This window comes from Arenibaculum sp., from assembly GCF_035998295.1.
Classification (GTDB): Bacteria; Pseudomonadota; Alphaproteobacteria; order Azospirillales; family Azospirillaceae; genus DASYHS01.
Genome location: NZ_DASYHS010000224.1, coordinates 76,451 through 88,798 on the forward strand (window position 1 = coordinate 76,451; position 12,348 = coordinate 88,798).

Below are 12,348 nucleotides of genomic sequence, written 5' to 3' on the forward strand. Positions count from 1 at the left end.
GATATAGCGGATTTCACCCGCGGGCGCACCGTTGACGGGCGACCAGCCCCATGGGCCGCGTCTGCAAAAGCTGGACAAAGCTCGATCGGGGCAGCCTAATTGGAACGAATCCTCGGGGGCCGTAGGTACAGGGCACGAAATGACGCCACACGAGCTCGTCGCCATTCTCGAGAAGCACGAAAGGTGGCTGAACAAGCGGTCCGGGGGCGGTCGGGCCAACCTGGCCATGGTCGACCTCCAGGCGATGCACCTGGCCGGCGTCAACCTCCAATCGGCCAAGCTGGCCGGCGCCAATATGACGGGCGCCGACCTCACCCGAGCCAATCTCAGCTACGCAGACCTGTTCGCGGCGCATCTGGTACGCGCCGACATGTCGGGATGCAACTTCTACCGGGCCGACATGCGGGGTTGCCATATCCGCGGCGCCAAGCTGAAGGGCGCCATTCTGCGCGAGGCGGATCTGCGCGGCGGCGCCCTCATCGACCGGAGGTCCGACGCCTCGTCCCTGCAGAGATCCGATCTCCGCGGCGCCGAGTTCGACGACGCCCTCCTCGCTCGGGCCAACCTGTCCGGCGCCGACATGGCCGAGGTCAGCATGGTCGGTTCGGACTGCCAGGGAGCGCTGATGACGGGCGTCAATCTCGCCGGCGCCAATCTCAAGGGCGCCAATCTCAGCAAATGCGATCTCAAGGGCGTCAACCTTGCCGGCGCCAATCTCTCGAACGCGGTGCTGCGCGACTGCAATCTATCCGGGGCCATCCTGTCCGGCGCGACGCTGCGCAACGCCGACCTGCTGGGCGCCCGGCTGGAAGGGGTCGACCTCTCGACGGCGGACTGCACCGGGGCCAACATCGCACGTTCCGCGGAGAACTTCTCACTGAAGATCCAGCGCAACCTCGAGCTTCATTTCTCCTGGATCAATACCAACGGAGTCACCGGTACGCGCGCCGAACTTTCGAGCGAAGACCTGTCCCACATCGATCTGGCCGGCGTGAACCTGAGCGGTGCCAATTTGCGCGGCATCACGCTCATCGGCGCCAATCTGAGCGACGCGCTGCTGGTGATGTCGGACATCTCGGGAGCCGACCTGCGCGAGATCAACTTCAGCAACGCGACGCTAGACGGCAGCAATTTCCGGGGCTCCGACCTGAGCGGCGCCCGCCTCGACGGTGCCGAACTGGGTTCCGTCGACATCAAGGGGCCGAATGGCCGGCCGACCGGCCGGATGTGGCCGGCGAACCTGTCCGAGACCAAGCTGGTCGGCGCAAGCCTGATACGGACGAACCTGCGCAACGCCAACCTGTCCGGCGCGGATCTCAGCTTCGCCGACCTCACCGACGCGATCCTGATCGACGCGAACCTGACCGGCGCCAAGCTGGAGGGCGCCACTCTCGACGGCGCGGCGATGCCGGCCGTCGCACCGGACGAGGAAGACTGACGGGCGGCCGTATCCTCATCCCTCCGCTCGGCACCGAAGCCGGTCAGGACGTCAAGCCGCTCCCTCGTCGGTACCCAGGTTCTCCATCATCCGCTGAAGCGAAGCCAGCGTCGTCGCCAAGTCCTCCTGCGCCACGCCGCGTGTCGCCAGCAGATTCACCTCGTCGGCGCAGGGAAGCAGAACCGCCCGCAGTCCGCGGCCCTTGGGCGTGAGATAGATGTTTACCTTGCGACGGTCGTGCGGGTTCCGGACCCTCTCCACCAGGCCACGCCGCTCCATGCCGTTGAGAGCCGTTACGGTGGTCGGTTCCATCATGCCGACGCGTTGACTCAACTCGCGCTGGGTCAGGCCGTCCTCCTCCCAGAGCGCACGCAGGAAGAACCACTGCCCCATGCTGACCCCATGGACTGCGATCTTCTGCTGCAGGGCCCTCGCGAATGCACGGTGCAGGTCGCGCACCAGATAGCCGACAGGGAACTCCTGACCGCCGGCACCGCTCCCATGGGACCGGTCCGGAGCGAAGACGGGCCCGCGGCGCAAGCTGTTCGAATTTCCCGACATCTAGTCTTTCTCTCGCGCATCCGTGACACCGGCCATATGCCGGTACGAGGCCCCGTGCGACACGGCACCACGGCCGACGTGACGTAGTAGTCCCGGCGGCAGCGAAACCTTAGGGCGAACCGTTAGGTTAGATTTGCCCCTAACCTCATGAACTGGCAACACAATTGTAAAATCCTTCGTCGCAACACGAAAGGATTCGGCGCCCGAAACATATCTGAGCTGCATTCTGAGCACCCACCTCGCTGAGCTGCCCGCAACATCCGGGCGAAAGGTCCCGTCGGGCACCGCATGGACTGTCGACCAGTCGTTTTGGTGCAAAGCCTTAACCCTAGACCGTAAATTGTCGATTAATTTCCCTAAAATTGGAATACCATGGCTTTCGGTCCAACCTGCCGACAGCGAGCGAAATCGATTCCCCTTTGAGGCATGGGCGGAACGCCCTATCTACGGGTCCCCGGGAGTGTCCGAGCACATGAGGCCCGAATGAGAAACGTCACGCTTGCCGCCACCCAGATGGCATGCACCTGGGACCGGGAGGAAAACCTGGCCGGCGCCGAGCGGCTCGTCCGCGCCGCCGCATCCAAGGGCGCGCAGATCATCCTCCTCCAGGAACTCTTCGAGACGCCATATTTCTGCAAGGACCAGAAGCAGGAGTATTTCCAACTCGCGGCCCCCGCGGACGATCATCCATTGATCGAGCGCATGGCCGCGCTGGCGGCCGAACTCGGCGTCGTGCTCCCGGTCAGTTTCTTCGAGCGCGCGCACACCGCATTCTACAACTCGCTCGTCGTGATCGACGCGGACGGCCGGAAGCTGGGCCTGTACCGGAAGTCCCACATTCCCGACGGCCCCGGATACCAGGAGAAGTTCTACTTCAATCCCGGCGATACCGGATTCCGCGTCTTCAGAACACGCTATGCGACGATCGGCGCCGCGATCTGCTGGGACCAGTGGTTCCCCGAGACCGCGCGAGCCATGGCCCTGCAGGGCGCGGAAGTCCTCCTCTACCCCACCGCGATCGGCTCGGAGCCCCAGGACCCTTCGCTCGACAGCCGCGACCACTGGCAGCGCGTGATGCAAGGCCATGCCGGCGCCAATCTGATGCCGCTCGTGGCCAGCAACCGCATCGGCACCGAAGGCGGCGATTCCGGCAGCATCACCTTCTACGGTTCGTCCTTCATCGCCGGGCCGCAGGGCGAGAAGGTCGCCGAAGCCGGCCGCGACGAGGAAGCAGTGCTCACGGCGACCTTCGACCTCGACCGCCTGCGCGCCGCGCGGGCCTCGTGGGGCATCTTCCGCGACAGACGGCCGGAGCTGTACGGCGCGCTGCTGACGCTCGACGGCAGCACGCGCCCGGGCGGCTGAGGCTCACGCCGACATAAGAGGGTAATAAGCGGCGTCTTTGCGCGCCTGGATTGCGGAATACCGATTCTGCCGGTATCCTCGCATTCCATGGAATGCACGAACACCTTCCTCGCGATCCTCGCCGCGATTTTCCTCTCGGCCCTGACTTGGCCCTCGGCGGCCGGCCCCCTTCGTGCATCCGAGCCGACGCCTCTGGAACTCGACTACGCGCGACGGGCTGGCGAGCCGCTTTCCCTGTTCGGCTACGAGACGTTCTCGGTGCCGCCCGGCGGCGGGGATCCTCCGCTTGGGGCCGTCCAGGACGACCACCGGCTCGGCATTGGGGACGAACTCTCCGTGACCTTGCGCGGCGAGCATGTTTCGTCCGGGCGCCACCGCGTCGGAACCGACGGGCTCGTGACCATCGCGCCGTTGCGCCCCGTCGCTGCCGCCGGCAGGACACTGGGCGAATTCAAGGCCGAACTCGAGGCCGAGACCGCGGCCCGGCTGCCGCACGCCGAGGTCTTCGTGACGCTGACGGCGCTGCGGCGGATCAGCGTCCTCGTGATGGGGGCCGTCGCCCGCCCCGGTCGCGTCGAGGTCAGCGGCCAGTCGAGCATCCTCGACGGCCTGCTTGCCGCCGGCGGGGTGACGCGCCACGGCAGCCTGCGCCGCATTCGTCTTGCCGCCGGTGACGGGATCCGCGACGTCGACCTGTACGATCTTCTGGCCGAGGGCGGCGGGAATGCGATGGACAGACTGCGGGACGGCGACAGGATCGTGGTACCTCCGCTCGGCCCGACGGTCGCGGTGGCCGGCAACGTCCGACGTCCCGGCATCTTCGAGCTACCGGAACCTGCCGCCGGGACGACGGCCGCCGACGCGCTCGCCCTTGCCGGAGGCCCCCTGCATCCGGGCCGCCGGGACCTCCTCAGCCTCACGTTCGGGCCGGACGGACAGGAAATGGCTCTGGATGTCGGTGACGCCGAGACAGCCGTCGTGCGGGATGGCGACGTCCTGATCGCGAGTACCGTCCGGTCCGGACGCCGAGGCGCCGTTCGGGTCGACGGCCGGGTGGCGGTGCCGGGCCTTCAGCCCCTGGAAACGGTGTCGAGCCTTCAAGCCCTGGTGGAGACGGCCGGGCTGCGTCCCGACAGCTATCTTCCCTTCGCGGTACTGGAGCGAACGGACCCCGCCAGCGGTACCCGGACGCTCGTCGCGGTCGATCTCGCCGCGGCGCCGGCCGGGGCGCGGGACCTGCCCCTCGCCGACGAGGACACGCTGGTCGTGCTCGGCACCGAGGAGGTCGCTTTCCTCACTTCCGATCCCGTCCTCGACCTCATCGCCGGCCGGCGCATCGGGACGCCGACCGGCTGTGCCGGCCTGACCGTGCTGGCGCGCCGCCTGGCGTCCGGGGCCCCCTCGGCACTCCCGACCAACCCGCTCGGTCGGCTCGCCGGCGAACTCGCCCCCTCGGGGCAACCTTGCCCGGTCCTGCTCGATCGATATCCGGATGTCCTGTCCTTCGCCCTCGACCATGCCGTCCTGATGCGGGCGGGCGTGGCCCGCCCCGGCTTCTATCCCGTAGCCGGCGCGGCAGCGGTCGACGATCTGGCGCGCGCCGCCGGTGTATCCGGCTCCGACTCGAAGCTGGCAGTCACCACCGCCGCGGGGCGGGCTGCATCGGACAGCGACTTCGCGCGGCCGGGCGACGTGGTCGAGCCTGCCCAACCGGGCTACGAGCTCGCGGGACATGTCCGGTACCCGGGCTGGCGACGCCTCTCGCCGGGAACGACGCTACGCCAGGTTCTTGGCGACGGCACGGGGCTCGAGGACGGGGTGTATCCACTCTCGGCCGCCATCGACCGTTTCGATCGGGCCACGCTCGCACGCCGCGTCATCGCCTTCGCCCCGGCGGACGTCGTCAAGGGTCGCCTCGATTTGAGACTGGAGCCAGGGGACCGCATCGTCCTCTTCGCCGCGGACGACATCCCCGAGGTCGAGGGAGAACGCCCGACGGGATCGCTCGGCGAGGAGCCCGAGATTGCGGCGGCGCTGGCCGAGCGGACGGTGGAGATCCGCGGCGCGGTTCGCCGGCCTGGTCGCTATCCCATCGCCGGACCGGTCGCCCTCGGCGCGCTGATCCGTCAGGCGGGGGGCTTCGCGGCCGATGCCGATCCGAGCCATACCGAGGTCACGTCCACATCCCACGGGAGCGGAGCGCACGAACGCCGCACCTACGATCTCGGGCTGCCCGGGGCGGGTACCGCCGAGATCGACGGGCCGGCGGTCATTCGCATCCGGCACAGGGACGAACACCCCGTTCGCACCGTCTCCATCGACGGCGAGGTCCGGCATCCCGGGAGCTACGAGATCGTGGCCGGCGAGACGCTGGCCAGCCTGCTTGGACGAGCCGGCGGCCTGACCGACGAGGCCTATCCGGCCGGAACGGTGTTCCTTCGAGAGGCGAACCGGCGCCAGGAAGCCGACGGGTTCGCCCGAACGGCGTCCGAGATCGATCGCAACCTCGCCCTCGCGCTCGCCGGACAATCGCCTCCTTCCGTGGGCGAAGTCGAGGCCATGCGTCGGCTGGCGGCGGATCTGCGCTCGGTCCGCCCGCTCGGCCGCATCACCGTGGAAGCCGACCCCACGATCCTCGCGTCGAAACCGGAACTCGACATCCTCCTTGATGCCGGCGACCAGGTGATCGTTCCGCAAAGGCCCCTCACGGTGACCGTGTCCGGAGAGGTTCTCGCTCCTGGTCATCTCGGCTTCACCTCCGCGAAGACCGCCATCGACTACATACGCCAGGCCGGCGGCACGACGCGGGAGGCCGATGATGGACGAACCTTCATGATTCTGCCCGACGGCAGCGCTCAGCCTCTCGCGGTGTCTTTCTGGAACCATGAGCCCGTCTTCGTCCCGCCGGGAGCCACGATCGTCGTCCCGAGAGATCCCAAACCGTTCGACCTGCTCGATGTCTCTTCCAGCATCGGGTCCGTGCTCGGAGAACTCGCACGGACGGCGGCAACCATTACGATCCTGTCGCGCTGATGCCTGTTCCCGCCCTTCCCTCCCGTGATGATGGCGCCCTGTCGATGGGCCCCGAATCGGAGCTCGATGCGGTCGCCATGCTCACCGTCATCACCGTCGTGCGCAACGACCTCGCCGGACTGCGGTCTACTCACGCAAGTCTAAGGTCTCAAACGTGCCGCCGCTTTACCTGGATCGTCGTCGATGGTGCCTCGACCGACGGTACGGCGGAGTATCTGAAACGCCACCATGACGAACTCTTCTGGTGGTGTTCGCAACCCGACGGCGGTATCTTCGATGCCATGAACCGGGGGCTGGCAGCGGTACGAAGCAATTACCTGTTCTTCCTCAACGCCGGTGACACGCTGCCGGAGCCGAATACGCTCGCCCGCGCCCTAGCGCGGCTGGAGGCGGCCGACTGGCCTGATCTCGCTTATGCCGATGCACTGGAACGCACTGCGGACGGCCCCATCTTTCTCAAGCGCTCGCGTGCACCTGCGTGGATCTGGTACGGCATGTTCACCCACCATCAGGCGATCTTGTACCGGCGCGGCGCCTGCCACGGCATCGACTTCGACACACGCTATTCCATCGGGGCCGACTACGCCTTCACCATCGAGGCCATGGCCCATGCGTGCACTCTTCTGAAGCTCGAACATCCGCTTGCGATCTGCGCGCCTCCGGGACGCTCAGCCGAGTTCGCCGAGATTGGCAGGCGTGACCAGTGGCGCATCCGAAGCCGACTGCTCGGTATCCCCCAGTGGTGCTGCGCAGCAATTGCCTGCTTCCAGATGGCCGCCTGGACGGTGCGGCGACTGGCGCCCGGGCTCTTTCATCGCTTTCGATTTGGCGAAGCCTCGGCACAGCTTACGCCCGTAGGCCACGGAAGGACTGGCCACCCCGAGGCGGGAACCGTCGTACACCCCCCGCCCTGGGTTGCGGCCAGAGTGAGGGCACACACGCACAGGGGGTTGACATCCGGCTCCGGATAAGTTCTTTTGAAAACTAAACTTTAGCACCGCGCTTGAACGCGGCGCAGGCAGTCAGGGGTCGAAAATGAAGTCCAGGAAATCCTTACCCGTCACTGCGAACACGGTATCGCGGCGCGGCGAAGGGCCTCATCCCATTGACATCCATGTCGGAGCCAGGCTTCGGCTGCGCCGTACTCTGCTCGGGCTCAGCCAGGAGAAGTTGGGAGAGGCCGTCGGCATCACTTTCCAGCAGTTGCAGAAGTACGAGCGGGGCGCCAACCGGATCAGTGCCAGCCGTCTTTACCACTTGGCGCAGGTGCTCGACGTGCCCGTCGGCTTCTTCTTCGAGGACATGCCGATCGGTCAGCCCGCAGCAGAGGGCGCGCGTGTCGTCCAGTTGCCGACCGAAACCGACGAATTCGAATCCATGGCGAAGCGGGAAACGCTCGAGCTGGTCCGGGCCTACTACCGTATCGGCGATCCGAACGTTCGTCGGCGGGCTTTCGAGCTGATCAAGGCGCTCGGCGGCGAACGCGACGACGAGGACTGATAACCGCCTCCGATCAGGCCTCCGGTTCCCGGGGGGAGGATGCCGGCCTTCCACGCCTCCTCGTCCACCCTCCGCGACCCAGTCTTCCGGTGTGGCCGGCGATCGCCGCTGCAGCTCCGGCCGCGACTCCCGCGGCCGCGGCCAGCGGCAACACGAAAACGGGGTTCGGCCAGTCCGGGAGGCTCGGCGCTCCCGGTGGTTCGACGATATCCGCCGCGAAGGGTAGCCCCGTCTCGATCGTCAGAAGCACGCGCTCGTGACCGTGCAACATGCTCCCCAGCATGCGACGATGTTCCTCCTGCGTGACCCGTTCGAGGCGAGCGCGAAGAATGTCGGCCTGCCTTGCAGCCCGTCTCGCCACCTCCGCGCGCAAGTTCGCATCCGCGTCGCGGTGGAGACGGTTCAACAGCGCCAGGGCGAAGGCTCGATCCCGATGGCGGTAGACGATCCGGCGCAGCGGCGTCTCTCCAACGCGTAGCACCTGAACCTCGTCGCGCAGAAGATCACCCAGCTGGCCGGCATCCGGCGGACTCCAGGCCGCCATTCCGGCCAGCCGCCGGAACACCCGCCGCAGCCGCGCACCCAACCCATCCGGTGGTCGCCAGCCGCCCGACGCCGCGTCCCAGGCGACAGGGAACACCGCCCTCATCACCGCCGGGTCGGCCGCGATTCCTTCCGCTACCGGCGAGCCGACCACCGTCGCCAGGAACCGGTCGTATAGGGTGAAGACCTGGCTCCCCGCTGGTTCCTCCGTGTCCCGGACAGGCGATCCGGCAGCCGGCCCGACGACCATCGTCGCGGTGTAGCGCGGTTCGACCGACCGAAGCCATGCGAGCGCAGCGAGAACGGCGGCCGTCGTCGCGATCAGGACGGCACGGCGCCCGCGCCAAACCCGGGCCGCGATTTCGGAAAGGGCCGGCTCCCCCGACCATTCCACGTCAGCCATTCGCCGTCCCCCCTCCTGCCTCGGCGCCCTCGCTCCTGAGCCGAGCGATTTCGTTGACGAGAGCGACGAAGCGTCTGGTCTCGCGCTCGACGGTGAACTCGGCATGGGCACGCCGTGCACCGGCACAGGCGGCAGCCCACCGCACGCGATCGCCGGCGAGGCCACGTATGGTTTCCGCAATGCCCGCCACGTCATCAGGCGACAGGACCGCGCCCGCGCGCCACCGCGTCACGGTCGCCGCCGCGCTGCTGCCGGCCGGCCCGAGGAAGAGGCAGGGCCGGCCGACGGCGAAGGCGCTGGCGACTTTGCTCGGCACGAGCATGCCTTCCGCCGCTTCCGCCATGGCCGCGACATGGAGATCGGCCGCTCCGAGCAGAGCCCCGACCCGCTCGGCAGGCTGAAACGGCAGCATCAGGACGTTGCCCGAACAGCGGGCCGCCACCAGCCTTTCGACGCGCCGGCGGCCACTGCCATCGCCGACCAGCAGGAAGGTAATCGAGGGCGCAGAGTCGCATGCCATCATCGCCGCCGCCTCCACCAGGGCGTCCAAAGGATGGGCACGGCCGAAGTTTCCGGCGTAAACGACCAGGAAGCGACCTTCCAGGCCAAGCTCCACCCGCAGACGCGTGGCACCGGCGGCATCCTCGCGCACGGCCGGATCCGACCAGTTGGGTATCACGCGGACCCGGCCCGCCGGCATCTCCGCCTCGAGCCTTCTCGCCATGCAGTCGCCGACGGCAACGACGGCATCATGCCGGGCCAGCGATCGCCGCATGAGGACATTGGCGACGGCCATTATTCCCGGCGGCAGGGGGCGTCCGACGACCGGCAGAAGGTCCGGATAGAGATCATGGCACCAATGCACCAGCCCACAGCCGCGAAGCCTGGCCAGCAACGGCCCGAAGACAGCCAGCATCGGAGGGTCGGTCATGGTGACGACGATGTCGTGGCGGGGGCCGTGCAGGGCCGCCAACGCGAGCAGCGCGAGCGCCCTCGCGCGCGTCCTCCCACCCACTCTACGTACCGTCACGCCTTCGGGAAGCTCCACAGGTCCGCTTCCGGCCGCCAACACGCGGACGCGCCAGCCGGCACCCGCGAAGGCACCGGCAAGGTCCGCGAGACACCGGCCGGTCGCACCGGCATCGGGAGGGACCACGCGGTTGATGAAGAGGATGGAGCGCCGATGCATGAAGCCGCCCTGAGCATACGGGCCGCATGCTATCGAACTACATCGCCGTTTTCACTCTTGAATTGAGCCGCCTTCCGCATCGGGCCATCGTCAGCGAGTACCAGGATCGTCAACAGCAACCCGTAACAGAGATACTTGTAGCCGGTATGCACGATGCCGCCGACGAGAAGCGGCGCGACGACCGCAAGCCCGAGAGCCAAGTCCCGGCGCAACGTCCGCAGCATCTTCGGCAACAGGCATGCAGCCCATGCGCCAGCGGCGAAGACGCCCGCCAGGCCGGATTTGAACAGCAAGTAGCCAGGCAGCCCGTGCGTATAGGACACCCACCAGTCGCCGACCGCGGGATTGCGCAGCAGCGCGCCCCAGCCGGCGCCGAACAGGATACCGTCCCAGGTCGCAGCGACATGCCCGACGACGGCGGTGAGTTCCACAAGGCGACCGTTGGTGCCGAACATTTCGGTCTTCACGACGAATGCCCTCGTCGTCAAGGAGACCAAGTCGGGACGCATCCATACGGCCAGCCCGACCGCCGCAAGCGCGCAGGTACCCGCCAGGCGGGCCGAGCGCCACTGCCACGCGAATGCCGTCAGCAACGCGGCCACAGCGGTGAGGGAAGCCGAGCGGTTCACCTGCAGTATCGGCGCTGCAAGGCAGAATAATCCGGCAGCGGCGAGAATTGCGGCTCCGGGCCAGGCCGACAGCCGGTGCGCGAGCCGAAACCCGACGGCAGGCAGCCAGATGGCCGCGAACAGGACCGCGGGGTCGTTGGGCAGGTACCGCTCCGGCGCGGTTCCGGCCGGCGCTCCGGGCAACAGCCATCGTGCCGCGATCAAGACACCAGCGAGTGCGAGCGCCGTCGCGAGCGCACCCACCGCCCTCGGGCCGGCGCGTGCAAGCCCCGGAGCCAGGAGTAGCGGCAGGAAAAGGAAGCCCAATGGGACCACATCCCGGATCACGTCGTCCAACGCGTGCCCGGCCATGACGCCGCGCAACAGCGGGATCCAGAACAGCCAGGCGAAGCTGGCGGCGCCCACGACGACCCAGGCAGGGCCGGCGGCACACAGCATCGCGCCGGATCCGAGCCGGAGCATAGCGCCCATGCCGGCCGCCGCTACGAGACAGATGCCGACGGCCATCTCGGCTGGGCCGAACGTCTGGGGTGCCGGAAGACCGAACGCGCCGTGCAGAAGGATCGCCGACGCGAGCAGGACGATCCTTGCCTGATCATTGCCCCCCGGATGGACCGCACTCATCGGGCGTCGGTTCAGCAGGCCGTGGAACATGACGTCGGTTTCAACGGCGTTCCGTGGGAGAGGGGATGGAGCGCGGGTTCGCCGACGCTTCGTGCCCTTATCCCACGCGGCCGGTGCCCCTGCCAGGGAAAATCCGTCGTGTCGGGGAGCGCGTCGACGGCCGGAACGGAAATGACGTTTGACCGCTCGCCGACCAATGCCGATAGTGCGCGACGGCCCGGCGGCGAAGAGGTTCGCGATGGATACCTACCGTTTCCGACCCGGCGACACGCCGGTTCTCCTCAGCATTCCGCATGGCGGTACCCGGATTCCGCCCGAGATCGCCGCGCGAATGACGGAGGCGGCAAAATCCGTTCCGGACACGGACTGGCACCTCGACCAACTCTACGCCTTCGCCGCCTCGCTCGGCGTCGGCATCCTCGCCGCCGACTTCAGCCGATACGTCGTCGATCTCAACCGTAGCTCGGACGGCACCGTCCTCTACCGGGGAGCGGACAATACCGAACTGTGCCCGACGACCACCTTCGAGCGGGAACCGATTTACCGGGATGGCGAGTTCCCGGACGACCAGGAAGTGAGGGCGCGGGTCCAGACCTACTGGCGGCCCTATCACGAGCGGCTCGATGCCGAGCTGAAGGCGCTCAAGGCCCGTTTCGGCGTCGCGGTGCTGTTCGACGCCCACTCGATCCGGTCGCACGTGCCGCGCTTCTTCGAAGGAAAGCTGCCCGATTTCAACCTCGGCACCGCGGAGGGCGCGAGCGCACCTTCGCACCTGTCGGGACGCCTGATGAACGTCCTTTCCTCGGCAGACCGATACAGCGCCATCCTCGACGGCCGGTTCAAAGGAGGGTACATCACGCGTCACTACGGCAGACCGGCAGAGAAGGTCCATGCGGTTCAGCTCGAACTTGCGCAGGCGACCTACATGGATGAGGAGCCGCCGTTCCGCTATCGGCCCGAGGCCGCCGCCGAGGTAAGTTCCATCCTCGAGCGCTTCGTCGCGACCCTGGTCGACTGGGCATGGAACAACGCTGAAGGGCGGCACCGCCCAGCGACCGCCTAG

The 12,348-nt window shown here is 67.5% G+C and carries 10 protein-coding genes; 6 read left to right on the forward strand and 4 right to left on the reverse strand.

Translation table 11 applies throughout. From position 1 onward, the window contains the following. Positions 1–139: 139 nt before the first annotated feature. The gene (locus VGO20_RS21780) at positions 140–1,438 is read left to right on the forward strand and encodes a pentapeptide repeat-containing protein (RefSeq protein WP_327504489.1); all 1,299 of its coding nucleotides are present in this window, start codon (positions 140–142) and stop codon (positions 1,436–1,438) included. A gap of 51 nt (positions 1,439–1,489) precedes the next feature. Here the strand turns inward: VGO20_RS21780 and VGO20_RS21785 are convergent, their stop codons facing one another. Further along, entirely contained in the window at positions 1,490–1,999 is a 510-nt protein-coding gene (locus VGO20_RS21785; RefSeq protein WP_327504490.1) for a MarR family winged helix-turn-helix transcriptional regulator, read from the reverse strand. Positions 2,000–2,482: 483 nt separating this feature from the next. Here VGO20_RS21785 and aguB point away from each other — a divergent pair, with 483 nt between their 5' ends. The 4 genes from aguB to VGO20_RS21805 all read left to right on the forward strand — a co-directional run bounded on the left by aguB (position 2,483) and on the right by VGO20_RS21805 (position 7,897). Next, a complete protein-coding gene (aguB, locus tag VGO20_RS21790; RefSeq protein WP_327504491.1) occupies positions 2,483–3,364 on the forward strand; it encodes an N-carbamoylputrescine amidase in 882 nt (293 codons plus the stop codon). Positions 3,365–3,451: 87 nt separating this feature from the next. Continuing rightward, positions 3,452–6,397 carry an SLBB domain-containing protein gene (locus VGO20_RS21795; protein ID WP_327504492.1) on the forward strand — a complete coding sequence of 982 codons (2,946 nt, stop codon included), beginning with the start codon at positions 3,452–3,454 and terminating at the stop codon, positions 6,395–6,397. After that, on the forward strand, positions 6,397–7,368 hold the full coding sequence (locus VGO20_RS21800) for a glycosyltransferase family 2 protein (RefSeq protein WP_327504493.1): 972 nt from the start codon (positions 6,397–6,399) through the stop codon (positions 7,366–7,368). Before VGO20_RS21795 ends, VGO20_RS21800 begins: the two co-directional genes overlap by 1 nt. Positions 7,369–7,432: 64 nt before the next feature. Further along, on the forward strand, positions 7,433–7,897 hold the full coding sequence (locus tag VGO20_RS21805) for a helix-turn-helix domain-containing protein (protein ID WP_327504494.1): 465 nt from the start codon (positions 7,433–7,435) through the stop codon (positions 7,895–7,897). A 13-nt stretch (positions 7,898–7,910) separates the two neighbouring features. On the opposite strand, the gene VGO20_RS21810 is transcribed toward VGO20_RS21805, so the two are convergent. From VGO20_RS21810 to VGO20_RS21820, 3 genes are read right to left on the reverse strand one after another with little or no spacing between them, the layout of a single operon-like run. Continuing rightward, positions 7,911–8,843, reverse strand: coding sequence for a hypothetical protein (locus tag VGO20_RS21810; RefSeq protein ID WP_327504495.1), 933 nt, complete (start codon positions 8,841–8,843; stop codon positions 7,911–7,913). Then, positions 8,836–10,032 carry a glycosyltransferase family 4 protein gene (locus VGO20_RS21815; RefSeq protein ID WP_327504496.1) on the reverse strand — a complete coding sequence of 399 codons (1,197 nt, stop codon included), beginning with the start codon at positions 10,030–10,032 and terminating at the stop codon, positions 8,836–8,838. Before VGO20_RS21815 ends, VGO20_RS21810 begins: the two co-directional genes overlap by 8 nt. Before the next feature lie 29 nt (positions 10,033–10,061). Further along, a complete protein-coding gene (locus VGO20_RS21820) occupies positions 10,062–11,315 on the reverse strand; it encodes a hypothetical protein (RefSeq protein WP_327504497.1) in 1,254 nt (417 codons plus the stop codon). A gap of 208 nt (positions 11,316–11,523) precedes the next feature. Between VGO20_RS21820 and hutG the strand changes: the two genes are divergently transcribed. Then, positions 11,524–12,348: an N-formylglutamate deformylase gene (gene hutG, locus VGO20_RS21825; protein WP_327504498.1), complete on the forward strand. Its 825-nt coding sequence runs from the start codon at positions 11,524–11,526 to the stop codon at positions 12,346–12,348.